The sequence below is a fragment of the Plantibacter sp. RU18 genome, from assembly GCF_050613355.1.
In the GTDB taxonomy this organism is placed as follows: Bacteria; Actinomycetota; Actinomycetes; order Actinomycetales; family Microbacteriaceae; genus Plantibacter.
This window is the reverse complement of the sequence record NZ_CP159618.1, coordinates 419,868-444,079: the sequence shown is the minus strand read 5'-3', so window position 1 is coordinate 444,079 and position 24,212 is coordinate 419,868. Positions and strand designations below refer to the sequence as shown.

At 68.4% G+C, this 24,212-nt stretch carries 24 protein-coding genes; 10 read left to right on the top strand and 14 right to left on the bottom strand.

Annotated elements, in window-relative coordinates:
• Nucleotides 1-46 precede the first annotated feature (46 nt).
• From ABMA10_RS02055 to ABMA10_RS02045, 3 genes are read right to left on the bottom strand one after another with little or no spacing between them, the layout of a single operon-like run.
• A complete protein-coding gene (locus ABMA10_RS02055; RefSeq protein ID WP_431031129.1) occupies nt 47-421 on the bottom strand; it encodes a cupin domain-containing protein in 375 nt (124 codons plus the stop codon).
• Entirely contained in the window at nt 418-1,872 is a 1,455-nt protein-coding gene (locus ABMA10_RS02050; protein WP_347870121.1) for an aspartate aminotransferase family protein, read from the bottom strand. Before ABMA10_RS02050 ends, ABMA10_RS02055 begins: the two co-directional genes overlap by 4 nt.
• A gap of 16 nt (nt 1,873-1,888) precedes the next feature.
• Nucleotides 1,889-3,373 (bottom strand): CoA-acylating methylmalonate-semialdehyde dehydrogenase, encoded by a 1,485-nt coding sequence (locus tag ABMA10_RS02045; RefSeq protein WP_347870120.1) that lies wholly within the window; start codon nt 3,371-3,373, stop codon nt 1,889-1,891.
• A gap of 119 nt (nt 3,374-3,492) precedes the next feature.
• On the opposite strand from ABMA10_RS02045, the gene ABMA10_RS02040 reads away from it, so the two are divergent.
• Nucleotides 3,493-5,157 (top strand): PucR family transcriptional regulator, encoded by a 1,665-nt coding sequence (locus tag ABMA10_RS02040; RefSeq protein WP_347870119.1) that lies wholly within the window; start codon nt 3,493-3,495, stop codon nt 5,155-5,157.
• Nucleotides 5,158-5,226: 69 nt separating this feature from the next.
• On the opposite strand, the gene ABMA10_RS02035 is transcribed toward ABMA10_RS02040, so the two are convergent.
• Complete coding sequence (locus ABMA10_RS02035) at nt 5,227-6,114, bottom strand: alpha/beta hydrolase (protein WP_347870118.1); 888 nt, start codon at nt 6,112-6,114, stop codon at nt 5,227-5,229.
• Between the two features lie 367 nt (nt 6,115-6,481).
• On the opposite strand from ABMA10_RS02035, the gene ABMA10_RS02030 reads away from it, so the two are divergent.
• From ABMA10_RS02030 to ABMA10_RS02020, 3 genes are all read left to right on the top strand, one after another.
• A complete protein-coding gene (locus ABMA10_RS02030) occupies nt 6,482-7,540 on the top strand; it encodes a magnesium and cobalt transport protein CorA (protein WP_347870117.1) in 1,059 nt (352 codons plus the stop codon).
• 117 nt (nt 7,541-7,657) lie between these two features.
• On the top strand, nt 7,658-8,104 hold the full coding sequence (locus ABMA10_RS02025; RefSeq protein WP_347870116.1) for a MarR family winged helix-turn-helix transcriptional regulator: 447 nt from the start codon (nt 7,658-7,660) through the stop codon (nt 8,102-8,104).
• Nucleotides 8,105-8,109: 5 nt separating this feature from the next.
• On the top strand, nt 8,110-9,507 hold the full coding sequence (locus ABMA10_RS02020; RefSeq protein WP_347870115.1) for an MFS transporter: 1,398 nt from the start codon (nt 8,110-8,112) through the stop codon (nt 9,505-9,507).
• Here ABMA10_RS02020 and ABMA10_RS02015 read toward each other — a convergent pair.
• The gene (locus ABMA10_RS02015) at nt 9,504-10,424 is read right to left on the bottom strand and encodes a methyltransferase family protein (protein ID WP_347870114.1); all 921 of its coding nucleotides are present in this window, start codon (nt 10,422-10,424) and stop codon (nt 9,504-9,506) included. The two genes, ABMA10_RS02020 and ABMA10_RS02015, sit on opposite strands and share 4 nt — an antisense overlap.
• A gap of 348 nt (nt 10,425-10,772) precedes the next feature.
• On the bottom strand, nt 10,773-11,165 hold the full coding sequence (locus tag ABMA10_RS02010; protein ID WP_347870113.1) for a DUF3054 domain-containing protein: 393 nt from the start codon (nt 11,163-11,165) through the stop codon (nt 10,773-10,775).
• Between the two features lie 142 nt (nt 11,166-11,307).
• On the opposite strand from ABMA10_RS02010, the gene ABMA10_RS02005 reads away from it, so the two are divergent.
• Entirely contained in the window at nt 11,308-11,604 is a 297-nt protein-coding gene (locus tag ABMA10_RS02005; protein ID WP_347870112.1) for a DUF4287 domain-containing protein, read from the top strand.
• 97 nt (nt 11,605-11,701) lie between these two features.
• On the opposite strand, the gene ABMA10_RS02000 is transcribed toward ABMA10_RS02005, so the two are convergent.
• Genes ABMA10_RS02000 through ABMA10_RS01980 form a run of 5 tightly spaced genes read right to left on the bottom strand, consistent with a single transcriptional unit; the run spans nt 11,702 to nt 17,028 of the window.
• Nucleotides 11,702-12,514: a CPBP family intramembrane glutamic endopeptidase gene (locus tag ABMA10_RS02000; protein WP_347870111.1), complete on the bottom strand. Its 813-nt coding sequence runs from the start codon at nt 12,512-12,514 to the stop codon at nt 11,702-11,704.
• Nucleotides 12,515-12,560: 46 nt separating this feature from the next.
• Nucleotides 12,561-13,406, bottom strand: a complete 846-nt coding sequence (locus tag ABMA10_RS01995) for a transglutaminase family protein (RefSeq protein ID WP_347870110.1) — start codon at nt 13,404-13,406, stop codon at nt 12,561-12,563.
• Nucleotides 13,403-14,332 (bottom strand): alpha-E domain-containing protein, encoded by a 930-nt coding sequence (locus ABMA10_RS01990; RefSeq protein WP_064295753.1) that lies wholly within the window; start codon nt 14,330-14,332, stop codon nt 13,403-13,405. The genes ABMA10_RS01995 and ABMA10_RS01990 overlap by 4 nt, the downstream gene beginning before the upstream one ends.
• Complete coding sequence (locus ABMA10_RS01985) at nt 14,326-16,080, bottom strand: circularly permuted type 2 ATP-grasp protein (RefSeq protein ID WP_431031128.1); 1,755 nt, start codon at nt 16,078-16,080, stop codon at nt 14,326-14,328. Before ABMA10_RS01985 ends, ABMA10_RS01990 begins: the two co-directional genes overlap by 7 nt.
• Before the next feature lie 9 nt (nt 16,081-16,089).
• On the bottom strand, nt 16,090-17,028 hold the full coding sequence (locus ABMA10_RS01980; RefSeq protein ID WP_431031127.1) for an aldo/keto reductase: 939 nt from the start codon (nt 17,026-17,028) through the stop codon (nt 16,090-16,092).
• 193 nt (nt 17,029-17,221) lie between these two features.
• Here ABMA10_RS01980 and ABMA10_RS01975 point away from each other — a divergent pair, with 193 nt between their 5' ends.
• The 3 genes from ABMA10_RS01975 (at nt 17,222) to ABMA10_RS01965 (ending at nt 19,147) form a co-directional block, all read left to right on the top strand.
• Nucleotides 17,222-17,665, top strand: a complete 444-nt coding sequence (locus ABMA10_RS01975; protein WP_347870107.1) for a GNAT family N-acetyltransferase — start codon at nt 17,222-17,224, stop codon at nt 17,663-17,665.
• A 74-nt stretch (nt 17,666-17,739) separates the two neighbouring features.
• The gene (locus ABMA10_RS01970) at nt 17,740-18,171 is read left to right on the top strand and encodes a hypothetical protein (RefSeq protein ID WP_347870106.1); all 432 of its coding nucleotides are present in this window, start codon (nt 17,740-17,742) and stop codon (nt 18,169-18,171) included.
• 49 nt (nt 18,172-18,220) lie between these two features.
• Nucleotides 18,221-19,147 (top strand): SMP-30/gluconolactonase/LRE family protein, encoded by a 927-nt coding sequence (locus tag ABMA10_RS01965; RefSeq protein ID WP_431031126.1) that lies wholly within the window; start codon nt 18,221-18,223, stop codon nt 19,145-19,147.
• Nucleotides 19,148-19,211: 64 nt separating this feature from the next.
• On the opposite strand, the gene ABMA10_RS01960 is transcribed toward ABMA10_RS01965, so the two are convergent.
• The 3 genes from ABMA10_RS01960 to ABMA10_RS01950 all read right to left on the bottom strand — a co-directional run bounded on the left by ABMA10_RS01960 (nt 19,212) and on the right by ABMA10_RS01950 (nt 21,560).
• Nucleotides 19,212-20,264: a LacI family DNA-binding transcriptional regulator gene (locus tag ABMA10_RS01960; RefSeq protein ID WP_347870104.1), complete on the bottom strand. Its 1,053-nt coding sequence runs from the start codon at nt 20,262-20,264 to the stop codon at nt 19,212-19,214.
• A 78-nt stretch (nt 20,265-20,342) separates the two neighbouring features.
• Nucleotides 20,343-20,792: a carboxymuconolactone decarboxylase family protein gene (locus tag ABMA10_RS01955; protein WP_347870103.1), complete on the bottom strand. Its 450-nt coding sequence runs from the start codon at nt 20,790-20,792 to the stop codon at nt 20,343-20,345.
• Nucleotides 20,793-20,837: 45 nt separating this feature from the next.
• Entirely contained in the window at nt 20,838-21,560 is a 723-nt protein-coding gene (locus tag ABMA10_RS01950) for an SDR family NAD(P)-dependent oxidoreductase (RefSeq protein WP_431031507.1), read from the bottom strand.
• Nucleotides 21,561-21,870: 310 nt separating this feature from the next.
• On the opposite strand from ABMA10_RS01950, the gene ABMA10_RS01945 reads away from it, so the two are divergent.
• Nucleotides 21,871-23,184: an ABC transporter substrate-binding protein gene (locus tag ABMA10_RS01945; RefSeq protein ID WP_347870101.1), complete on the top strand. Its 1,314-nt coding sequence runs from the start codon at nt 21,871-21,873 to the stop codon at nt 23,182-23,184.
• A gap of 145 nt (nt 23,185-23,329) precedes the next feature.
• Entirely contained in the window at nt 23,330-24,211 is an 882-nt protein-coding gene (locus ABMA10_RS01940) for a carbohydrate ABC transporter permease (protein WP_064295739.1), read from the top strand.
• Nucleotide 24,212 lies beyond the last annotated feature (1 nt).

The window sequence follows — 24,212 nt, the reverse complement described above, 5'->3', positions numbered from 1 at the left end:
CTGCGTCGTGCGGGGTTCGTGGTGTGCAGGTCTCCGTGCGGCGACCCTACTCGCTCCGACTGAGGTAGACCTTGCGGAGCGTGCTGGTGACGGTCCATCGCGTCCTCGCGCCCTCGGGGAGTCGGGCGAGTGAGCCCGGCACGAGAGCGAGCACTGCCCCGGTGTCGAGGAATTCGACCGTCGCAGTCCCGCTCAGCACGACGAAGACCTCCTCCACCTCGGTGTCGGTGACGACGCCCGGCGTGATCTCCCAGATGCCGATCTCGGTGCCGCCCAGTTCGGTGATGGACTGTGCGCCGGCCTGCGGCGCCCCACTCACCACGTCCGCGGGGGCGACAGGCTCCAGCGGGATCATGGTGCGCGTCGCGATCAGCGCCGACTCCGGTCCGAGTGGCAGTTCGTCCACGGTCGTGTCGTTCATCGGAGGTACCCGTCAGCGACCGACAACGCGTCGTCGATGATGCCGAGCCCGCGAACCAGCTCGTCCTCGGTGATGATCAGCGGCGGCGCGACGTGCACCCGGTTGAAGTGCGTGAACGGCCACAGGCCGGCCTGCTTCGCGGCAACCGCGAACGCCGTCATCGGTGCAGCCTCGGCACCGTTCGCGTTGTACGGCACGAGCGGTTCGCGCGTCTCACGGTCGCGCACGAGTTCCAGTGCCCAGAACAGGCCGGCACCACGGACGTCTCCGAGCGAGGGATGGGTGTCGAACCAGCTGCGGAGCGTGGGTTCCACGATCCGGCTGCCGAGGTCGCGGACCCGCTCGAGGATGCCGTCCCGTTCGAACACCTCGATGCTCGCCACCCCGGCAGCCGCAGCGAGCGGATGGCCGGAGTAGGTGAGTCCACCGGGGAAGTAGCGGTCGTCGAAGTGCGCGGCGATCCGCTCGGAGATGACCACGCCGCCCATCGGCACGTACCCCGAGTTGACGCCCTTCGCGAAGGTGATGAGGTCAGGGGACACATCGAAGGCGTCGATCGCGAACCATTCGCCGGTGCGTCCGAAGCCCACCATCACCTCGTCGGCGATGTACACGATGCCGTAGCGGTCGGCGAGCTCCCGGACACCCTGCAGGTAGCCGGGCGGCGGGACGAGCACTCCGTTCGTGCCCACGATCGTCTCGATGATGATGCCGGCGATCGTCGCTGCGCCCTCCAGGACGATGAGTTCCTCGAGGTGCTGCAGCGCACGCTGCGTCTCCTGCTCCGGGCTCTCCGAGTGGAACGGCGACCGGTACTCGTAGGGGCCGAAGAAGTGCACGACACCCTGCTCGCTCGGCTCGTTGGGCCAGCGCCGTGGGTCGCCGGTCAGCGCCATGGCCGTCGCGGTCGCACCATGGTACGAGCGGTACTGGGAGAGGATCTTCCGACGACCGGTGAACAGCCGGGCCAGACGGACGGCGTTCTCGTTCGCTTCCGCTCCGCCGTTCGTGAAGAACACCTTGGCCGCGTCGGCCGGCGCCCGTTCGACGATCAACCGCGCCAACTCGCCGCGGACGTCGTTCGCGAACGCCGGCTGGATGGTGGAGAGCCGTCCCGCCTGCTGCTGGATCGCAGCGACGAGGTCGGGGTGCTGATGCCCGAGGTTGAGGTTGACGAGTTGCGAGCTGAAGTCGAGGTACCGGTTGCCGTCGTAGTCGGTGAACGTGGAGCCCGCTGCGGTGGCGATGGGCAGCGGGTCGATCGCGCCCTGCACCGACCAGGAGTGGAAGACGTGAGCGCGATCGTCGGCGCGGACGGTCGACTGCGCCGACGTCCTGCCGAAGTCGACCTGTTCGCCGAAACGGTCGGTGAAGCCGGGCGCGCCCGACGGCGCGGACGCGCTGGTCTGCGCGGCCTGGCCGCTCGGCGGGCGCTGCAGGGTGTCGGTCATGATCGAATCCTCCTGGTCAGGCATTGCTCGGGAAGCCGAGGTCGACGACGGAGCTCGACGGATCCGGCCAACGGGTGGTGACGACCTTGCTGCGCGTGTAGAAGTGGAAGCTCTCCGGTCCGTAGATGTGGCTGTCGCCGAACAGCGAGTCCTTCCAGCCGCCGAAGGAGAACGCCCCGACCGGCACGGGGATCGGCACGTTCACGCCGACCATGCCGGCCTCGACGTCGAACTCGAACTGCCTCGCGGCGCCGCCGTCACGCGTGAAGATCGCCGTGCCGTTGCCGTAGGCGTTGTCGTTCGCCAGCTGCACGGCCTCCTCGTAGGTGTCCACCCGCACGACGCTCAACACCGGGCCGAAGATCTCGTCGTCGTACACGCGCATGCCGGGACGCACATGGTCGATGAGCGAGACGCCGATGAAGTAGCCGCCACCGCTGAACTGCCGCTCGCGTCCGTCGACCACCACCGTCGCGCCCTCGTCGGCGGCTCCGGCGATGTACCCGGCCACGCGCTCGCGCTGCTCACCGGTGATGAGCGGGCCCATCTCGGAGGAGGGGTCGGTCCCGGCGCCGATGCGGAGCGAGGCGATCCGCGAGGCGATCGCGGCGATCAGGTCATCGGCGACACCACCGACCGCGACGAGGACGCTCACGGCCATGCAGCGCTCGCCCGCGGAACCGTACGCAGCGGAGACGGCTGCATCCGCCGCGCTCTCCAGGTCGGCGTCCGGCAGCACCACCATGTGGTTCTTCGCGCCGCCGAGGGCCTGCACACGCTTGCCCGCTGCGCTCGCGGTCGAATAGATGTGCTTGGCGATGGGCGTGGAACCGACGAAACTGACTGCCTTGACCCGCTTGCTCGCGAGCAGGGTGTCGACAGCCTCGCGGTCGCCGTGCACGACGTTCAGGACACCGTCCGGCAGTCCGGCTTCGGCGAACAGTCTCGCGATGAACACAGCGGCCGAGGGGTCCTTCTCGCTCGGCTTCAGCACCACCGTGTTGCCGCAGGCGATCGCACTCGCGACCATCCAGAGCGGCACCATGACCGGGAAGTTGAACGGGGTGATGGCGGCCACCACACCGACCGGCTGCTTCACGCTGTGCACGTCGACACCGGTGGAGACCTGTTCGCTGAACTCGCCCTTCAGCAGGTGGAGGAGCCCTGCCGCGAACTCGACGTTCTCCATGCCCCGAGCGATCTCACCCGCGGCGTCGGAGAGCGCCTTGCCATGCTCGCTCGTCACGATGGCCGCGAGCTCGTCGCGACGCTCGGTGAGGAGGTGCCTCAGTCGGAAGAAGACGTCGGCCCGCTTGGTGAGGCTCGTCGCTCGCCAGAGGGGGGCGGCTGCAGCGGCAGCATCGATCGCACACTCGGTCAGCTCGGCCGATGCGAGCCCCACCTCACGCAGCTGGACGCCGCTCGCCGGATCGAAGACCGGGAGGGTGCGAGGCGAGTCGACGACCTCGGCGCCGCCGATGATGTGGGGGATGACTGACACGTGATGTCTCCTTGAAGGTCATTCTGTCCGACTGCAGTAGGCTCGTCCCGCCAGTGAATCAGTGGGATCCCTTCGGATTCGACAGCAGATCGTCCCGAACTTCGGCATCAGGAGACAGAGTGTCCGAGAGCCCGTCGACCGGCCAGCCGGTCCTCCCGACCGTCAGGGACGTCCTGGGCTTGCCCATCGTCGTCCAGGGTGATCCGGTCGTCGTGGCGGGAGCATCCTTCCTCGACCGCGAACTGCGCTGGGTACATGTCGCGGACAGCCTCAGCGTGCGGACCGGACTCGACGGTGGGGAGCTGCTCCTGACGACCGGCACCGCCTGGCCGGACGAGGACGAGGCGCTCCTCGGATACCTTGCACAACTGCTGGACGCCGGCATCGTCGGCATGATCGTCGAACTCGGCGACCGGCTCCCGCGCGTGCCGGAATCCGTCACCACGCTGTTCGAGGTGGCCGGGGTGCCGCTCATCGCGCTGCGTCGACAGACCCCGTTCGTCCGTGTGACGGCCATCGTGCACCAGCGGATCATCGCCGACCAGCACGACGCACTGCGAGCCAGGGCGGAGGTCCACTCGCTGTTCACGGGTCTCAGCCTCCGAGGCAGCCCCCTGCAGTACATCGTGGAGGAGATCGCGAGGGAGCTGAGGACGGTCGTCGTCCTGGAGGACCGCGAACACCGGGTGATCGAGTTCGCGGGCGACGACGGGTCGGTCCTCGCCGACTGGCAGGCTCGTTCGCTCCTCCTCGAGCGCGATGCCGACTGGCGAGGCGGCCCCACCGGTGTCGTGCAGGACGAGGGCGGGCAGTGGTTGATCACGCCGGTCGAAGCGCGCGGACGCCGCTTCGGCCGGCTGATCGCGCTCCCGGGCCCTGCGCATCCGGCAGGACGGTCCACGGTGGTCGAGCAGGCCGCCGTGGCGCTCGCCCTGCACCGACTCTCGGGGTCGGACGACGAACGGTGGACGCTGCAGAGTCATCGCCGGATCCTCGACGCGTTCCTCACCGGGCGGTTCCGCTCCACCTGGACCTTCGCTCAGCAGCTCGAGGCATCAGGCTTCCCGGTGCGCGATCGCACACTGTTCGGCATCGTCGTGCGGGTCGACGAGCACGACGGCCTGCACGACGTCGTGTCCGCCGTCGTCGACGCGGTTCGTCGGACCGGCGGCGCGGTGCTCGCGGCCGACGACACCGTGGCGGACTCCGGCCGTGGCGCATCGGTCGCGGCCGTGACCGCGCTCGTCTCGGTCACGCGGCACCCGGGCGTCACGGACGAGTGGATCGAGCGGCTCGCGAGCGCCCTCGACGCGGAGCTGCGTGCCGAGCACCGTGGTGTCCACCTCGTGATCGGGCAACCGGCGACGACGGTCGACGGGCTCCTGGAGTCCCTCTCAGGGGTCCGGTCGAGCACGCCCTCCCTTCCGGGCAGACGCGCCGGGAGGGTGCAGGTGTCGCAGCCGACGCGCAGACCCTTCGAGCATCTGTGGGACCGATTGCAGGCCGACCCGCGGGTGCAGTCGTTCGTGCAGGAGACGATCGGCCCCGTGATCGAGCACGACCAGCGCACCGACGGCGACCTCCTCGACGTGCTGTGGGCATACCTCAGCCATCCGGGGAACCGCAGCCGGGCGGCGCATGCGGCATCGATGTCGCGGTCGGTCTTCTACCAGCGCATCGCGCAGATCGAGGAGCTGCTCACCGTTGACCTGTCGGACGGCGGCACGGTCGCCGGCCTGCATGCGGCGGTCTCGGCCCACCTCGCGCGCCAGCCCCGCCGCTGATCCGAGGTCCCTCGACACACTCATCGAGCCGCTCCGCTCACCGAGCCTGTCCAGGTGCCCCGCTCCGGATCAGGTCCGCGCGTTCAACCACTCGATGACGTCGCGCTCGACCTCGTCGCGATTGAGTTCATTGAAGATCTCGTGCCTGGCCTCCGGGTAGACGATCAGGGTCACATCGGGCAGCTTCGAGCGCTTCACGTACGCGTCGCGCAGGAGGGTGAGCCCTCGTTCACCGCCGAGCGAGTCGTCGGAGCCACCGAGGATGAGGACGGGCAGCTGTCGCGGGAGGTGACGAGGTGGTCGTCCGAGGAACGCGAACGCCTGGATCGGATTCCAGACGGGTTGCACGCCGATGTCGAAGTTGAGTTCGTCGGCGGCGAACGCCTCCCATGCTGCGGGGTCGCGGTTCAGCCATTCGAGGCCGGTCTTCCCGGTCTTGCGCCAGCGCTTGTTGAGGTCGCCGGAGTTGATGACGCCGGGGACCGCGAGCGAGGTGCCGGAGAGGATGAGGAGGTCGTAGAGGTCGTGCTGGGCGACGACCTTCTGCGCCATGAGCGACCCCCAGCTGTGGCCGAGGAGGGCGAGCGGTGGTTCTGGGAAGCGGGTGCGGAGGTACCGTCCGACGGCTGCGACCGAGGCGATCGCACCCCAGGTGGTGCGTGGGCCGAGCTTGCTGAGCCCGAGGTGTTCCTTCCCGGTCCGACCGTGACCGCGGTGGTCGTCCGCTGCGACCGAGTATCCGGCGTCGTTCAGGGCGGCGGCCAGACGCTGGTAGCGGAGCGCGTGCTCCCCCGCACCGTGGGCGATGTGCACGACCGCGCGAGCGTTCGGCACCTCCCAGACGTAGATGTAGACCGTGACGCCGTCGTCATCGACGATCGTCTCGGTCGTGTATGGCCGTGGCTCGGTGGGGTGTGAGGTGTCGTCGTCGACGGGTGGCGGGGTCTGCTCGCTCATCTCGCTAGCGTAGGGCCTCGGGTCCCTGAGCCGCCCGGCCCCATCCGGGAGACATCAACCCCGATCAACTCTCGGATCACGGTCCGGGGATGCGTGTTTGCGGTTCCCAGGGAGCAGGCGTACGGTGAACGAGGCCCGAACGGCGGGCCCACAGGTTTCGACGGAAAGCGAGGTGAGCGGCCATGGCTGGTGACAGTACCCGCGCCATCGCACCGATCAGCCGCCTCGCCTCCCGCTCCCGGTAGGCGCTCCTGCAGCTCGGCGCCTGGCGCCCTTGCTCACACCTCCCTCGGGGTGCGATCGTCCGCGGTCGCCCGGTCCCGTGCGGCCGCCACACGTTCTGCGTCGATCGATGGACGGAGACCTCATGGCACTCATCGACAACGGCATCTATGTGACCGGACGACGCTCGGCGAGCCCGCGCACGCTCGACGCGACGTACGAACTCCTGAACGAACAGCGCGGTATGGCATGGATCGGGCTCTACCGCCCGTCGCCTGAAGAGATCCGGTCGGTCGCGCAGGAGTTCGACCTGCACCCACTCGCCGTCGAGGACGCACTGAAGGGCCATCAGCGCGCGAAGCTCGAACGCTACGGAGACACCCTCTTCGTCGTACTCCGCCCGGCGCGCTACCTGGAGACGGAGGAGGAGGTCGAGTTCGGCGAGGTGCACCTGTTCGTCGGTCCCGGCTTCGTCGTCACCGTCCGTCACGCGGAGAAGCCGGACCTCGGCGCGGTCCGGCGACGACTCGAGTCCCGCCCCGACATCCTGTCCCTCGGACCTGACGCCGTGCTGCACGCCGTGCTGGACCAGGTCGTCGACGGCTACGGCCCCGTGGTCGCCGGGCTCGAGAACGACATCGACGAGATCGAGGACGAGCTGTTCGGCGAGGCTGCGGACGTGTCCCGGCGCATCTACGAACTGCTGCGTCAGGTGATCGCGTTCCAGCGCGCGACGACTCCACTGCGCTCGATGCTGCAGAACTTCCTCCAGGGCGCCGACAAGTACGGCCTCGACGAGGAGCTGCGGAACGGTTTCCGTGACGTCCTCGACCACGTGCTCCGGATCGCCGAGCGCGTGGACTCCTTCCGCCTGCTGCTCCGGAACGCGCTGACCGTGCACGCGACCCTCATGACGCAACAGCAGAACGAGGAGATGCGACGACTGTCGGAGGCGAGCCTCGCGCAGAACGAGGAATCGCGGCGGATGAGCGAGATGGCGCTCTCGCAGAACGAGGAGATCAAGCGGATCTCCTCGTGGGCTGCGATCCTGTTCGCGCCGACGCTCATCGGCACCGTCTACGGCATGAACTTCGAGGACATGCCGGAGCTGTCCTGGCAGTTCGGCTACCCGTTGGCGATCGGCGGGATGCTGGCTCTCTCCACCACCCTGTTCGCCGTCTTCCGCCACCGGCGCTGGCTCTGAGGGGTCGCACGCGAGAGCCCTTCGACAAGCTCAGGGAGCGAAGCAGGTTCTGCCCCTGAGCTTGGAGGAGGGCCACACCATTTACTTAGCGGCGCTAATTTGCTAGGCTAAGGATTCGTGGCAGAACGCGCAGCAGCATCAGCACGGACCATCTCGGAGCAGGCCTCCGAACTCCGCATGGGAACGTTCCGGCTCGCCCGGCGCCTCCGTGGTGAGAAGTCGGTCGACGACCTGAGCGACCCCCAGTTCTCCGTCCTCGGTGGCCTCTACAAAGAGGGGTCCGCCACCCTCAGCGCGCTCGCCGAACGCGACCGCGTGTCCTCCCCATCCATGAACCGAACCGTCAACTGCCTCGAAGAGGCCGGGTACGTCACCCGCGAGACCGACGCGGCCGACCGCCGGAAGGTCACCATCGCCCTCACCGAAGCGGGCCACACCACCGTCACCGAGACCGTCCGGAAACGCGACGCGTGGATCACCCAGCAGCTGCGCGCGCTCACCCCGGACGAACGAGAGACCCTCGCCCGCGCAGCCGACATCATGAGGAGGCTCGCCACCCAGTGAGTGCCATGTTCCGTTCCCTGTCCAGCACCAACTACCGCATCTGGTTCATCGGCGCCCTCGTCTCCAACGTGGGCGCGTGGATGCAGGCGACCACGCAGAACTGGGTCGTGCTCACCGACCTGACCGACAACGACGCGGTCGCCGTGGGTGCGACGATGGCGCTGCAGTTCGGTCCGCAGCTCGTGCTCGTCCCCATCACCGGCCTCATCGCCGACCGCTTCGACAAGCGCAAGATCCTACTCTTCACCCAGTCGAGCCTCATGCTCCTGGCCCTCGCCCTCGGCGCGCTCCTCATCTTCGGGCATGCCGAACTGTGGCACATGTACCTCTTCGCGCTCGCCCTCGGCATCATCAACGCCATCGACGGCCCAGCCCGCCAGACCTTCGTCTCCGAGCTCGTCGACGAGCACAACATGTCCAATGCGGTGGCGCTCAACTCGGCGTCGTTCAACGCCGCACGCATGATCGGGCCTGCGATCGCCGGCCTCCTCATCGTCGCGATCGGCTCCGGTTGGGTCTTCGTCGTCAACGGCTTCACCTTCCTCGCCGTCATCGGCGCCCTCCTCGCGCTCCGGACCGGCAAGCTCCGGCGAGCGCCGAAGCCTCCCCGGTCACGAGGGCAGTTCGTCGAGGGTTTCCGCTACGTGCGCGGACGCCCTGACCTGCTCGTCATCTTCGTGATCGTGTTCATCATGGGTGCGTTCGGCATGAACTTCCCGATCTTCGCGTCGACGATGGCCGTGGAGTTCGGCAAGGGCGCCGGCGAGTACGGCATCCTGTCCTCGGTGCTCGCGATCGGTTCGCTGACGGGTGCACTGCTGGCGGCGCAGCGAGCGCAGGCGCGGATGCGGATGATCGTCGGGGCTGCAGGGCTGTTCGGCGTCGCCGCGCTCACGGCCGCCTTCATGCCGAGCTACTGGTCGTTCGCGGCGGTACTGATCCTCGTGGGCTTCTCGACGGTCACGCTGCTGACCACGGCGAACGGACTCGTGCAGACGACCACCCATGCCGCGGTGCGCGGTCGTGTGATGGCGCTGTACATGGCGATCCTCATGGGCGGCACCCCGATCGGCGCTCCCATCGTGGGGTGGGTCGCGAACACCTTCGGTGCGCGTTGGGCCCTCGGGCTCGGTGCGTTGGCCGGGTTCGCCGCGTGCGGCATCGGGCTCGCGTACGGGATCGTGCGGCACCACTTGCGCCTGCAGGTGGCGCCCGACTCCCGGTGGCGTCTGCAGTTCACGCACGACGGCGTCGTCTCCCCAGTGACCCCGGAGGACTTCTCCGAGCAGATCGCGCTCACCTCGCCGATCCCACTGCCGAGGCGCGTACCCGACCGGACGAGGGTGCCCGAAACGCTCCCCGAGCCGTCCCGCGAGGACGATTCGCGCACGCTCGCTCGCTAGCGCGTCGCAGGGAGCGGCCGCAAGGTAGGCAGCCAGCAGCGGAGTTCATCGCGGTACCGCCCATACGACTGGCCGAAGCGCGTCTCGAGGTCACGCTCCTCCACGGGACGTACGACGACGTTCCACAGCACTGCCCCGCAGAGCGCGTAGACGACGACCATCCACGACGACAGCGCGAGGCCGAGCCCCACACCCTGGGCGATGCTCCCGAGTGCCATGGGATTCCGCACGAAGCGATACGGCCCCGCGACGACGAGGCGGTTCGGCATCGCTGACGGGAGTGGGGTCCCGTTGCCTCGCGTCGCCATGGTCGCGGCCGACCACAACCCGAGCGCGCTCCCGAGGAGCAGGATGCCGACACCGACACCGACGAGCGGTGGACTCCAGGCTGCGGGCACGTCGATCGCCACCTGCCAGCGGCGCTCCAGGAACACCAGGATCGCCGGGATGACACCGAGGAAAACGCCCCAGAACACGACGATCTCCGCGCCGGTACGGCCGAGCTGCGCGGCTACCGACGCGCCGGCGTCTGCCGAGCGGAAGGCGAACGGACCGACAGCCACCCAGCCGCGCGGGATGCCACCGGTCGACACCAGGGCGAGCGCGACGACCGAACCGACCGCCGCGACGATCATGAGGACCGCGCCGGCGCCGGCCTGACCGGTCACTGCAGCGAAGGCCCCGAGGGCGATCGTGACGAGGATCGTCCACCCCGTCGCGAGGAACGCCGCGCATCGCAGCCCGAACGCTGCGATGGCCGAGGCGACGACGAACAGCGGCACGTCCAGCAACGCGGCGATCGTCGGGTCGATCGTCCCGAGTGTGGCCTGGCGCACGGGCGGTATCAGGAACACCGACACCCACCATGCTGCGCCGGCGAGGCTCTGCACGGCGAAGTACCACCGACCCCAGACCATTGACGCAATGTACCAGCGTCCGCGCGAGCGTGCCGAACCTGCTCGCTGAGTTGCCTTGCGACGACGATTCCGGCACTGTGACTCGATCCCGTTCCCCGCGGCCCGCGCACAACTCCTGCGGCATGCGTTCCCGGAGGAATCCACTCGGCCCTGGGGCGGCGCCTCGGGCGCACGCGGTCCGCGGCGCAGGAGTTCTGGACGAACGAGGGGCGACGAGCGTGAGGGAATGGATCGTCGCGTACCGTCCTCCCCTCGCCCGCGACGCGGCTCGGTTCGATGACGCGCGGGGCGAGTGGACCGCGACGCTCGACGACGGAACGGTCCTCCGCTGGTCGGGTGGCGTCGGCTTCAGCCGCGGGTGCGCGCCTGGGATCGGGCGACGAGCCAGACGACGAACCGCCATCCGAGGAGGAACGCACCGAGCACCAGCACCGTCACGATGACGAAGCTCAGTTGGACCCCCTGACCGGAGACGATGCGCAGCAGCATGCCGACGACCACGGTCGACACCCAGACGACGACACCCGCCCAGCGGTTCGAGCTCGTGTCGCGCTGCCCGAGGACGAGCGCGAGCAGGTGTCCGACGAGGAGCCCGACGGCGAACGGCCACAGCGTGATGAGGAGGCCGAGGATCCCCTCGCCGTGGCTCGCTCTGCCGATGATCACGAACACGATGACGGCGACGAGGTCGCCCACCACGGAGAGCGTGAAGGCGGCCGGGGTCCTGACGGGGCGATCCATCGCACCAGCCTAGGGCGCTGGCTCTCGTTCGCCCTGAACGGTCGCCGGACTGCGCGGCGGACGACCGTTCCGGGCGGGCGGACGCGTGACTACGATGGAGCCGATGACCGCTCGCGGTCGACCGCCCAGGACAGGAGCACCGATGTCATTCCAGGCCTACCTCGACACGATCGAGCAGAAGACCGGGCAGACGCCCCGAGCCCTCGTCGACCTCGCGCACGCTCGAGGGTTCGACGCATCGACGAAGGCCGGCGAGATCCTCGAGTGGTTGCAGGCGGACTACGAGCTCGGCCGCGGCCACGGCATGGCGCTCGTGCACGTCATCAAGAACGGCCCGACGATCAGCGAGAAGCACGTCGGTACCGACGGCGTCCACCGCGACGAATCGACCGAGCTGTGGCTCGACGGCGCGGCGACGAAGCCGGGCACCGCGGGCTGACGCTGGCTCGCATCGCAGGGCCCACCGCACGCCCGACCGATGCTCGCACGCACTCCGACAGGTGCGAGGACGACGAACCCAGGCGCGCGTCGTGAAGTCAGTACCAGAAGATCGGGATCCAATCGCGATGGTGCGCGTGCACGATCGCGAGGAACACGATCGCGTCGAAGAGCAGGTGCACGGCGAGGATGTAGCCGAGCGAGCGGGTCTTCGAGAACAGGTAGCCCTGGAGCAGCGCGAACGGGAAGGTCAGGAGAGGCCCCCAGGAGCGGTAGCCGAGCTCCCAGAGGAACGAGACGAAGATGACCGCCTGCAGCAGGTTCGCCTGCCACACCGGGAAGTGGCGGCGCAGCACGGCGAAGCAGGTGCAGATGAAGAACAGCTCGTCCCAGGTGCCGACGGCGTTCACTCCCACGAAGAAGCGACCGAGCTCCCCGGCATCCGAGATCGTCGGCCAGTTCTGGTAGGCGCCAGAGCGGATGAAGTAGAACGGGAGGATCGCCCAGCCGAGCAGCGGTACCGCGAACAGGTATGCGATCTCGCCCTTCGTCTTCTTCTGCCGACTGCGCCACGGGAAGGTGATGGCCTTCCGCCGGTAGACGAACCGGTCGATGAGGAACGGCACTCCGACGGCGAGCAGGAGGACGGTGCCGATTCGGACGAAGCTCGGCCAGGAGACGTCCGCCTCCACGGAGGTCGTCGACACGATCCCGATGCCGATCCCGATGAGGAGCAGGTCCTTCGCCAGCTCGCGGTCGATGAGGACCGCGGTGACGAGGCTCGCGATGAGCAGCGGATACCCCGCGAGTGACTGCATCAGCCCGAACAGGCAGAACGCGGACGCGACGAGCAGCACCGCCGGAATCAGCTTCATCGGCTTGCGGGCCGGGGCGATCAGCTCAGTCTGCATGCCGTCGATCCTACGGTCAGCGCGGTGCGCTGGCCGAGGCAAGGGATCAGGCTTCTCGGGTGATCTCCACGGTGACGAAGAGCTTTGAACGGTACGGACCCGCGTACACGCCACGCAGCGGCGAGACGTCTCCGTAGTCACGGCCTCGGCCGATGAGCACGTGCCGCTCGCCGATGTCGACCATGTTGGTGGGGTCGAAACCGCGCCAGTCGCCGCAGAACCACTCCACCCACGCGTGCGACTCACCGGTCACCGTCTCACCGATCGCGGCATGCGGCTTCGGGTGCAGATAGCCGGACACGTAGCGCGCAGGGATCCCGACCGATCGCAGCGCACCGAGCACGATGTGGGTGATGTCCTGGCAGACGCCCTTGCGGTTCGCCCACGCTTCGGCAGCCGTGGAATACACGCTCGTGACGCCCTGCACGTAATCCATCTGCTCGCCGATCTCACGGCTGATCGCCATCGCGGCCTCACACGGGCTCTCATGCTGGTCGGCGATCGACCGCGCGAGTTCCACGAGGTCCTCCGGCGGCGTCGTACGACGCGTCTGCCCCAGGTGCTCCACGCGCGTCACCGCGGCCTGGGTCGCGATGTCGAGTTGTTCCCAGCCGGTGGGGTGCGGCTCGTGCTGGCGCGGCCGCACCTCGACGAGGCTCGTCGCCGTGAGCGACAGCTCGTCGTGGGGTGTCAACACCTCGAACGCCGACACCTTCATGCCCCAGTAGTCGGTGTAGGTGGACTGCGACGCACCCGGGTGGATGTCGATGTGCGAGTACAGGACGTACTGGTCCTCGGTCGTCACGGGAAGCATGCGGGCCTCGTTGTAGGAGGCGTTCACCTTGCCGCCGTAGGAGAAACCGGTGCTGTGCTTGATGTGGAGACGGGTCATGAGTTCTCTCCGATCCACGCGGGTACGGCATGGGTGGGGAAGTAGCGTTCGCGGATGGCCTCGGACACCTGGCTCGTGACGTTCTGCACGGCGTCCATCCTGCCGGGGAGATCGACGAGCGTGTCCTGGATGGGTCGGTATTCGAGGTCGCTGCGGATCTGCCCGAGCAGACGCTGTGCGGAATCGACCGTGCCGACCCGGCCACGACGCGGCTCGAGGTCGCGCATGCACTCCTCGGCGCGGCTGATGGAGAACATGACCGAGCGTGGGAAGAGCTGGTCGAGCAGCAGGAACTCGGCGGCGTTCTTCGCACTCGGCATGCCGCGGTACGTCCGCAGGTACGCCTCGTAGGCGCCGCACGAGCGGAGGATCGTCGTCCACGACGGGCCGCTCGCCTCGGTGAGCGAGCGGGTCGCGAGGAGGCGTGCCGTCATGTCGGCGCGTTCCAGGCTGCGCCCGAGGGTGAAGAAGCGCCAGGCGTCGTCTCGACTCGTCGCGGAGTCGACGATGCCGACAGCGAGGGCCGAGCGCTCGCGCACCCAGCCGAAGAACTCGTGCACCTTGTCGCTCGCGACACGTCTCGGCATGCGGGCGCGCGTCGTGTTGAGGCACTCCCACAGCTCCGTCGACACGATCTCGCGGGCACGGCGGGCGTTCTCGCGGGCGGCCCCGAGCGAGTAGGCGATGGACGCCGGGTGGGTGCGATCGACGGCCAGCTGCGCGAGCACGTCCTGGCGGGTGAGCTCCTGGTCAGCCGGCGCATCGCTGCCCATCACGGACAGCAGGGATCGGCAGGCGGTGTCCTCGTCGATCCACGGGTCTTCGAGCAGCAGCTGCAGGTGGACGTCGAGGATGCGCGCCGTGCCGTCGCTGCGCTCGATGTACCGGCCGATCCAGAACAGGCTCTCGGCGATGCGACTCAGCATGATGCGTCCTCTTCGTGCGGCTCGTCGACACGGATGGGCGTGCCCCGGTCCCCGAGCGTGTCGAGGGGCGGCGCGAGCAGCTGCTGCAGCTGCTGCTGCTGCTGCTCCTGCTGGTCCTGGTTGCCGGCTGGGCGGTCCTGCGGCGAGTGCTCGGGTGTCGTCCCGTGGTCGTAGATGATCGGGATCGACGTGGTCTCGGTCGTCGCCTGTTCCGCGACGAGGCCCTGGATGTCGTGCGACGACGCCTCGGGAGCGGCATTCGGGTCGAAGGGACGGCCGACGACCCACGTGTCCTTCGATCCGCCACCCTGGCTGGAGTTCACGACGAGCTGTCCCTCGGGGAGAGCGACACGGGTGAGGCCGCCGGGCAGCACCCAGACGTCGTTGCCGTCGTTGACCGCGAACGGCCGCAGGTCGGCATGGCGGGGGCGCATGCCGTCTTCGACGAGGGTGGGGATGGTGGACAGCATCACGACAGGCTGTGCGATCCAGCCGCGCGGGTCCTCCTGCAGCTTCGTCTTCAGCGCCGCGAGCTCCTCCTTGGAGGCGTCCGGACCGACCACGAGCCCCTTGCCGCCAGAGCCGTCGACGGGCTTCACGACGAGTTCGTCGAGGCGGTCGAGCACTTCCTCCAGAGCCAGCGGGTCCTCGAGGCGCCAGGTGTCGACGTTCGGGAGGATCGCGTCCTCGGCGAGGTAGTACTTGATGAGGTCGGGCAGGTAGGTGTAGACGAGCTTGTCGTCGGCGACCCCGTTGCCGACCGCGTTCGCGATCGTCACGTTGCCGAGGCGCGCTGCGAGCATGAGGCCGGGCGACCCCAGCATGGAGTCGGCTCGGAAGGCCAGCGGGTCGAGGAACTCGTCATCGACACGACGGTAGATGACGTCGACGCGCGTCGGGCCTGCCGTCGTTCGCATGAAGACCTTGCCGCCGGAGCAGAAGAGGTCGCGGCCTTCGACGAGTTCGACGCCCATGAGCCGGGCGAGCAGGGTGTGCTCGAAGTACGCGGAGTTGTAGACCCCTGGGGTCAGCACCACGACGTTCGGGTCCTCGACGCCGGGCGGGGCCGACGCGCGGAGCGCCTGCAGGAGTTTGTTCGGGTAGTCGCCGACGGGCCGCACACGCATCGACACGAAGAGTTCCGGGAGCGTCTGCGCCATCACCCGACGGTTGGAGATGACGTACGAGACGCCGGACGGGACCCGCACGTTGTCCTCGAGCACGCGCATCTGACCATACTCATCGCGGATGAGGTCGATGCCGGACACCTGGATTCGCACCCCGTTGGAGCTCTGGATGCCGTAGGCCTGGCGATGGAAGTGCGAGGACGAGGAGATGAGCTTCGCGGGGATCACGCCGTCGCGCACCGCGAGCTGCGGGCCGTAGACGTCCGCGAGGAAGGCTTCGAGCGCCTTCACCCGCTGCTTGATGCCAGCCTCGACCTGCGTCCACTCCTGTTGCTCGATGACGCGCGGGACCGCATCGAGCGGGAAGGGCCGCTCCTCGCCCGCGAAGTCGAAGGTGACGCCCTGCGCGAGGTACGAGCTGGCGAGGGCGTCGGTGCGCCCGCGGAGCTCCTCCTGCGTCATGCGCGCGAGGGAGGAGTAGATCTCCTGGTACGCACGTCTGGCGTTCGAACCGCCGGCGTGTTCCGCCGCCTCGCCGAACATCTCGTCGAAGGCGGGAACGCCGCCTGCAGTCTTGCGCGGGGCCAGCGTGCCGCCGTAGCCGTTGAACAGATCGCCCATGGCCTGACTCTACACAGAGGCGTCAGTGAGGGCGGTCAGCTCGTCAGCAGCGAGCTCGAGTGTCGCTGCGGCGAGGAGGTCGGGCAGCTGCTCGACCGTGCGGGCGCTCGCGATGGGGGCGACGACCGTCGGCTGCGAGCGCAGCCAGGCGAGCGACACCGTCGCGACCGAGACACCGTGTGCGGCCGCGACCTCATCGAGGACGGGGAGCAGCGCAGCATGCTCGGCGAGGTACGCCTGCGCGCCCTCGGCCCGGACGCTGTCGACCTCGAGGCCCTCGCGGTACTTGCCGGTCAGGAAGCCCTTCGCGAGGGAGAAGTAGGGCAGGACGGCGAGCTGCTCGCGCTCGGCGATCGTGCGGAGCGCGCCCTCGAACTCGCGCTCGACGAGGTTGTAGTGCGGCTGGAGGGCGACGGGGCGGTGCAGGCCCTTCGCGTCGACGATCTCGAACCACTCCGCGATGCGGGCGGCCGAGTAGTTGGAGATGCCGATGTAGCGGACCTTGCCGGCGTCGACGAGCGACGACAGCGCCGTCACGGTCTCCTCGAGCGGCACGGTCTCGTCGTCGAAGTGTGCGTAGTAGAGGTCGATGTGGTCGGTGCGCAGGCGCTCGAGCGAGGCGTCGGCGGCCTTCAGGATGTTGTCGCCGGCGAGACCCTGGAACTCCGGGTGCTGGCTGACCTTCGTGGCGATGACGAGTTCGTCGCGGTTGCCGCGCAGCTCCTGCCATTCGCCGATGAGACGCTCCGAATCCCCACCGGTGTTGCCGGGGACCCAGGCGGAGTAGCCGTCCGCCGTGTCGATGAAGTTGCCGCCGCCCGCCGTGAAGGCGTCGAGGAGGTCGAAGGAGGTCTGCCGGTCTGCGGTCCAGCCGAAGACGTTGCCGCCGAGGTTCAGCGGGAAGACGGACAGCTCGGATGTGCCGAGGGTGGTGTGTGCGTGAGTCATCTGATGATCCTCCAGTGGTTCGGTGCGTCGAATTGTGCGTCGTTCCGGTGCAGCCGTCGTTCAGGTGCAGCGGTCGTTCAGGTGCAGGCCTCGTTCGGGCGCAGCCCTCGTTCAGGCTAAGGCGGCACGCCGCCCGGCTATTCCATCGTGTCCGCGGATGACGGACATGTGCACACGACCGTAGGGTGATCGTGTGAGCTACACCGTTGACGACTCCCGCGACCGCATCGACGCAGACGCCGTCTGGGGCGCCCTCCGAGGCGCCTATTGGGCGAAGTGGCGGAGCCGCGAGGACGTCGAGACCCAGATCCGCGGCGCCTGGCGGGTGATCGGCGTCTATGACGAGGAGACCGGGGAGCAGGTCGGTTTCGCGCGTGCAGTGTCGGACGGCCTCGGCTTCGCGTACCTCGCGGACGTCATCGTGGTCGAGGCGCACCGCGGCCACGGCCTCGGCAAACGGATCGTGCAGGCGATGATCGAGGACGGTCCCGGCGCGCACTTCCGATGGACGCTGTTCACGAGCGATGCGCACGGCCTGTACGAGCAGTTCGGCTTCGCCGAGCCCGACCGGACCGCGCTCGTCCGACCCGCAGCAGCACTGCCCGTCCACCCGTCGCAGCAGCCGACGGCGCGCTGACGCACGACCGACGCCTCGCGCTCACCCGACGCACTCTCGCCCGACCTCCAGGCGTGACGGGCTACCGTTGACCCATGTGGATCTCCGATGACGGCCGGTACAACATCGTTGACGTGCCCGCGGACGCCTATCCAGGGCGCGCGTACCTCCTCGAACTCGTCACCGCTCTCGAACCGGACGAGCTGCACACCCTCGTCACGCGGATGCAGGAGTACGACGACGCGATGATCGACCGCATCGAGGTCCTCGTCGACGAGGACTCGCCGGAAGTGGCACCCGATCCCGAGCGCGAGGCGCCGTACGTCGACGAGATGATCCCCCGCCGGGTCCTCGACTCCGTCGACTGGGACGCCATCCTGAGCCCGCCGTTCCGCATCGAGGCGATCGACGTCGTCGGCGACCGCTGGCGACTCGACGCCTGGGCCTTCCTCGAGGCCGTCGTCGAGCCACCGGTCACCCGCCCGAGTGCCCGCAACCTCGGCTCGTCCCCCATCAGCCCGGAGTAGCTGAGGGAACCCGAGCTGCAGCGGTAGCTCCGCCTGGCAGACTTGGCGCATGACCGACGCCGCTGTCACCCGGACCGAACGATCGCCGCTGCTCGCCGAGGGTGCCGTGCTCGAGCATCTCTTCACCGGTACCGCCTGGGCCGAGGGGCCCGCGTGGATCGCCGAGACCGGTCGGGTGCGCTGGAGCGACATCCCGAACGACCGCATCCTGGAGTTCGACGAGGCCAGCGGTGAGACGACCGCGTTCCGCGACGGCGCCGAGTACACGAACGGCCGCACGATCGACCGCGAGGGACGTGTCGTGCAGTGCAGCCACGGGCGCCGAGCGGTCGAGATCGAAGGCGCCGACGGCCCGGTCACGCTCGTCGACCGCTGGGCCGGCGGCCGATTCAACTCGCCCAACGATGTCGTCGTCCGCTCCGACGGCAGCATCTGGTTCACCGATCCGCCCTACGGCATCGATGCCAGCGGCCGCGAAGGGCATCCCGGCGAGCCCGAGTACGACGGGTGTTTCGTGTTCCGGTTCGATCCGGCGACGGGCGACATCAGCCCGGTCATCAACGGCCTCGTGCATCCCAACGGCCTGGCGTTCTCGCCCGACGAGTCGCTCCTCTACGTGTCCGACACCGGCGGCGAAGCCGGCGAGGACGCCTTGCGCATCGCCGTGTACGACGTCGACGGCGACGCGGTGCGCGGCGGCGACACGCTCGGCCGCACCTTCGCCCGCCCAGCGGTGCCCGCCTCCGACGGCTTCCGTGTCGACGTACTCGGCCGGGTCTGGTCCTCCGCGGGCGACGGCGTCGAGGTCTTCGACGCCGACGGCGCGTCGCTGCTCCGCATCACCGTCCCGGAGCGCACGGCGAACGTCTGCTTCGGCGGCGTCGACGGCGGAACCCTGTACATCACCGCGAGCAGTTCCCTCTACCGCATCCGCACCGCTACCCGGGAAGCGCCGCGACCCGTCGCGTCCGCATGATCACGCGACCTGCGAATCACGCGTCCTGAGGATCACGCGTCCTGAGGATCACGCCTCCGCACGATCAGTGGGGCGGAGACGAGTCGTTCCTGACTGCTCTTGAGCTGGCCCGGATGACGAGGTCGGGGGCGAAGACGATGTGGCGCGCATCGGCCGACGGAGCGGTGGCCCCTTCCGCGACACCGAACTCCGCGAGCAACAGCTCGACGGCGGTCACGCCGAAGCCCTCGTGCGGCGCGCGCACCGAGGTGAGCGGGATGATCGACGACTCGGCGAACTCGATGTCGTCGTACCCGACGATCGCGATGTCCTCCGGCACGCGCACACCGTGCTCCACGACGAGCGCCTGCATGATGCCGAGCGCGAGCAGGTCGTTCACGGCGAAGACGGCCTCCGGCCGGGCGTCCACCGGGCGGGCTGCGATCGCTCGGCCGAGCTCACGACCCTCCGCGATCGTGCGCTCCGTCCCCGCGATGACCTCGAGCGTGGCCCCCGGCACGGCTGTGACGGCGGCGCTCGCCCCCTCGAACCGGTCGGCCACCTGGCGGATCCCGAGCGGACCACCGACGAAGGCGACGCGGCGGCGTCCGGTCTGCAGGAGGTGCTCGGCGGCCAGGAACCCCCCGCGCACGTCGTCCACCGACACCGACGGCTGGTCCGGTGACGACGCCAGCTGACCGACGAGTACCGACGGGATACCGCGCTGGCGGATGCTCGTCAGTCGCTCCTCGACGGACTCGTGGGAGGCGACGAGCATGCCCTGCACCCGCTGCTGCTCGAACATCGCGAGATAGGCGTCCTCGCGCTCGCGACTGCGGTTCGAGTTCGCGATGAACACCGACAGCCCGCCCTCGGCCGCGCGCTGCTCGACCCCCTCTGCGATGGTCGCGAAGAACGGGTTGCTGACGTCCGGTGCGATGTACGCGATGGTGCCGCTGCGCCCGAGGCGGAGCTGCCAGGCGGCGTTGTTGCGCACGAAGCCCAGCTGGTCGATCGCCCGCTGGATGCGCTCCTGCTTCTCCGGCGAGACCCGATCGGGGTGGTTGATGTAGTGGGACACCGTGCCCATGGAGACGTCGGCGAGCGTCGCGACCTCACGGATTCCGACTCGTGCCACGATTCCCCCTCTGCGCTCGTGCAGAGCCGCCAGGTGCACACCAGGCGGCCCGGCTCAGTCTAGATCGCCGGTTCGAATTCAGCCCTGAGGCGCCAGCGCATCGGGTTCGGTGGCATCAGGACCGAGCGCATCAGGACCGAGCGCATCCGGAATGGCGACTCCGTACTCGATGAGCGCGTCGGTCACGACACGGATCGCGTTGAGTGCCCGAGGGAACCCCGCGTACTGGACGGTGTGGATGACGGTCTCGAGGATCTCGGTCGCGGTGCAGCTGACGTTGATCGCGCCGCGCGTGTGACCGCGCAGCTGCGGTTCGAGACCGCCGAGCGCGACGAGCGCCGCGAGGGTGATGAGCTCGCGCTGCGCGAGCGTGAGCCCCGGTCGCGAATAGATGTCGCCGAAGTTGAACTCGATGCCGAAACGGGCGAGATCCTGGGCGAGGCCCGTCTGCATCGCGATGAGCCCCTCCGACTTACCTGCTCCGTACACCTCGTCGAACTTCGCCTTACCGCGGTCGAGTCTCGTCATACCGTCTCCTACTCCGTGCTCGGTCACTGTCGCCTGGTCGTCCATTCAGATCGAGTGTCCGCCGTCGAGCGGCAGGATGAGGCCGGTGATGTTCACCGCGGCGGGCGAGGCGAGGAAGACGACCGTCTCCGCGAGATGCTCGGGGTCGCCGAGGAGGCGGGTGGGGATCTGGTCGAGCAGTGCTTCTCGACGCTCCGGGGTGTCGTTGTCCCGGCCCGGAGTCGCTTGGGCCCCTGGCGCCAGCGCGTTGACGGTGACGCCCTGCTCCGCGACCTCGATCGCGAGTGCCTTGGTCAGCCCGACGACGCCGGCCTTCGCGGCGGCGTAGGCCGTCGCGCCCCGGACGAGGCGGCCTCCGCTGACGGCGGCGATCGACGCGATGCTGATGATGCGACCTGAGCGCTGTTCGAGCATGGCGGGCAGGACGGCGCGGGTGACGTTGAAGACCGAGTTGAGGTTCCGGTCCATCTGCGTCATCCACGTCTCGTGGGTCATCTCGTGGAAGAAGCTGACCGCTCCGCCGCCGGCCCCGTTGAGGAGGATGTCGACGCCACCCCACTCGTCGACGATCCCCGCCACGGCAGCCTGCACGGCGTCGAAGTCGGTGAGGTCCGCGGTGGCGGAAGCTGCGCGCACGCCGTGCGCGCGGACGAGCGCGGCGGTCTCCTCGAGTCCTGCCGCGTTGAGGTCGAGGCCGGCGACGTCGGCTCCCTCAGCCGCGAGCTTCTGGGCGATCACCCGGCCGAGCGCTCCTGCGGCTCCGGTGATGACGGCTCATTTGCCCTGCAACCTCATGTGTGTTCCGTTCTTCCTCCGGCGCGCGTGGCCGCCGTGCATCGTCGTTGACTGTGGTCGTGCGCTCATGAATACGATCATGGGACGACGATCCCCCATTCTCCTCTCGGTCTTGAAACGTGTCAATACTCGTCCGCCATGCGAGCAACATCCCCAGAACCCGCGCTTCGAGCGGAATCCGTCCGATGCTTGACATGCGCGCCGAGCGCGGTTAGCCTCGGCCATTGAAACGCTTCAACTTTGCACCACTCCATACGTACTGCCACATCTTCAAGGAGGAAATGTGTCCACAGCGCACCGGGCCCCGAAACGCCGGTCGGCCACCGCCATCGCCGCCCTCGGCGTCACCGCACTCGCCCTGACCGCCTGCGCAGGCAACGGCGGCGCATCGAGCGCCACGTCGTTCGACTACCTCGCGGCCGTCGAGAACTCGATCGTCCGCGACGAGCTCACCACTCTCGGCGAAGGCGCCTGCGCCGCCGACGAGAAGGCGCTGCCCCTCAAGGTCGAGACGCTCCCGCAGGCCGACGTGCTCCAGCGCGTCACCCTGCTCGCCAGCCAGAACGCCCTGCCCACCACGTTCACCGCACCCACCGCTCCGCTGCGTCCCGGCGGCGTGCTCGGCGACGACGACACCGTGCTCGACCTCGAGGACACCCTCACCGAGCTGGGCGTCATGGACGACATCCTCCCGTCGGCCGTCGCCACCGTGAAGAACATCTACGGCGACCGCTTCGTCTCGATGCCGTACCAGTACAACGTCGAGGGCTTCTTCTACAACAAGGCCATGTTCGCCGAGCTGGGCATCGACATCCCGCAGACCTGGGACGAGCTGCTCGACGCCGCTGACACCGTACAGGCCTCGGGCAAGTCGGCCTTCACCGTCTCTGGTGCACAGGGGTGGACGATCACGCGCTACATCGGCACCTACCTGTTCCGCCTCCTCGGCCCGGACGCCATGAAGAAGATCACCGACGGCGACGCGAAGCTCACCGACCCCGAGTACCTCGAGGGCATCACCGCCATCGCCGACCTCGGCAAGTACTTCGGGCCGGGCATCACCACGATGGACATGCAGACCGCGACGAGCGAGTTCTTCACCGGCAACGCGGCGATGATGTACAACGGCACCTGGATGCTCGCCGACGTGTACAACGACGAGCTGAACCAGATCGGCGAGGACGCCGTCGGGTTCATGCCGTTCCCGACCGTCGAAGGCGGCAAGGGCTCGATCGACCAGCATCCGGCGAACACCGGTGCAGCGACCTCGTTCTCGGCCAAGGGCTACGACGACAAGGTCGGCGGCTGGCTGAGCTGCATCTCGGAGAACTACGGTTCCAGCGTGCTGAAGAACCAGGGCGTCATCTCCGGATTCAAGCTCAACGAAGAGGTCACGGACGTCCCCGCCCTCACCGCCGAGGTGCAGGGCATCATGGCCGACACCGATGAGACCGTCACCTGGTTCGAGACCTTCTTCCCGGAGAAGGCCGGCGTCGATGCGGGCAGCAACGCCGCACCGCTGCTGACCGGCGGCATCTCTCCCGGGGACTACGCGGCGCTCGTCCAGGCCGGTATCGACGAATCGCTCAAGAAGTAACCGACCTCCGGTCGCTCGGCAGCCGTCGAGCGACCGGAGCAGTCCGTCCGCCGTCCGCGGACTCCCACCCAGCCATCGGCGAGACGCCGCAGAGCCACTGCGCCCAGCGCCCGCCCGCGGTCCTCGACCGACCCAGGAGAACAGTATGAAAGACGTCCTCGGAGACAGGAAGGCCATCGCCATCCTGCTGGGCCCAGCCCTGCTCATCTTCACCCTCGTCAAGCTCGTCCCGGTGATGTGGTCCTTCGGCCTCACCTTCTTCCAGGGCGACCTCCGCGGCTTCGAGTTCGTCGGTCTCGACAACTTCGCGCAACTGTTCGCCGACCCGACCGCCCCTGAAGCGATCTTCTTCAGCATCAAGTACTCGCTGATCGCGACGGTCGCACAGATCGCCCTCGGCTACGCACTCTCCCTGTTCTACGTCTTCGTCCTGAAGAAGGCGTCGACCCTCGTACGCACGCTCGTGTTCTTCCCCGTCGTGCTCCCGACCGTCGCCGTCGGCCTGCTGTTCAAGCGCCTCTTCGAGGTCGCTCCACAGACCGGCCCCGTCAACGCGATCCTCAACGGCTTCGGCATCGACTCGGTCGACTGGTTCAGCTCGCCGGACAGCGCCTTCGTCGTGATCATCATCATGGACCTCTGGCGGTCGATGGGCTTCTACGCCGTCCTGCTCTACGCGGGCCTCCTCGACATCCCGGAGGAGGTCATCGAGTCCGCCCGCATCGACGGAGCCCGCGGCTTGAAGCTCGTCCGCTACATCATCGTCCCGCTGTCCCTGCCGGTCCTGCTGTCGGCGGTGATCTTCAGTTTCAACGCCACGCTCAAGGTCTTCGACTCGGTGCTCGCCTTGACGGGCGGTGGGCCGGGAACGGCCACGACCCCGCTGACGCTCTACATGTACAACACGACGTTCACCTATCAGAACTACGGCTACGGCTCGACCCTCGCGTTCGTGCTCACGATCATGTGCTTCCTGGTGACGCTCCTGATCTTCAAGACCTCCCGCAAAGACCTGACGAAGGACTGAC

What these genes read in the sequence shown, in the direction of transcription:
- ABMA10_RS02055 (WP_431031129.1), bottom strand. Translation starts at nt 421, where the DNA reads ATGAACGACACGACCGTGGACGAACTGCCACTCGGACCGGAGTCGGCG.
- ABMA10_RS02050 (WP_347870121.1), bottom strand. Translation starts at nt 1,872, where the DNA reads ATGACCGACACCCTGCAGCGCCCGCCGAGCGGCCAGGCCGCGCAGACC.
- ABMA10_RS02035 (WP_347870118.1), bottom strand. Translation starts at nt 6,114, where the DNA reads ATGAGCGAGCAGACCCCGCCACCCGTCGACGACGACACCTCACACCCC.
- ABMA10_RS02030 (WP_347870117.1), top strand. Translation starts at nt 6,482, where the DNA reads ATGGCACTCATCGACAACGGCATCTATGTGACCGGACGACGCTCGGCG.
- ABMA10_RS02020 (WP_347870115.1), top strand. Translation starts at nt 8,110, where the DNA reads ATGTTCCGTTCCCTGTCCAGCACCAACTACCGCATCTGGTTCATCGGC.
- ABMA10_RS02015 (WP_347870114.1), bottom strand. Translation starts at nt 10,424, where the DNA reads ATGGTCTGGGGTCGGTGGTACTTCGCCGTGCAGAGCCTCGCCGGCGCA.
- ABMA10_RS02010 (WP_347870113.1), bottom strand. Translation starts at nt 11,165, where the DNA reads ATGGATCGCCCCGTCAGGACCCCGGCCGCCTTCACGCTCTCCGTGGTG.
- ABMA10_RS02005 (WP_347870112.1), top strand. Translation starts at nt 11,308, where the DNA reads ATGTCATTCCAGGCCTACCTCGACACGATCGAGCAGAAGACCGGGCAG.
- ABMA10_RS02000 (WP_347870111.1), bottom strand. Translation starts at nt 12,514, where the DNA reads ATGCAGACTGAGCTGATCGCCCCGGCCCGCAAGCCGATGAAGCTGATT.
- ABMA10_RS01995 (WP_347870110.1), bottom strand. Translation starts at nt 13,406, where the DNA reads ATGACCCGTCTCCACATCAAGCACAGCACCGGTTTCTCCTACGGCGGC.
- ABMA10_RS01990 (WP_064295753.1), bottom strand. Translation starts at nt 14,332, where the DNA reads ATGCTGAGTCGCATCGCCGAGAGCCTGTTCTGGATCGGCCGGTACATC.
- ABMA10_RS01985 (WP_431031128.1), bottom strand. Translation starts at nt 16,080, where the DNA reads ATGGGCGATCTGTTCAACGGCTACGGCGGCACGCTGGCCCCGCGCAAG.
- ABMA10_RS01980 (WP_431031127.1), bottom strand. Translation starts at nt 17,028, where the DNA reads ATGACTCACGCACACACCACCCTCGGCACATCCGAGCTGTCCGTCTTC.
- ABMA10_RS01970 (WP_347870106.1), top strand. Translation starts at nt 17,740, where the DNA reads ATGTGGATCTCCGATGACGGCCGGTACAACATCGTTGACGTGCCCGCG.
- ABMA10_RS01965 (WP_431031126.1), top strand. Translation starts at nt 18,221, where the DNA reads ATGACCGACGCCGCTGTCACCCGGACCGAACGATCGCCGCTGCTCGCC.
- ABMA10_RS01955 (WP_347870103.1), bottom strand. Translation starts at nt 20,792, where the DNA reads ATGACGAGACTCGACCGCGGTAAGGCGAAGTTCGACGAGGTGTACGGA.
- ABMA10_RS01940 (WP_064295739.1), top strand. Translation starts at nt 23,330, where the DNA reads ATGAAAGACGTCCTCGGAGACAGGAAGGCCATCGCCATCCTGCTGGGC.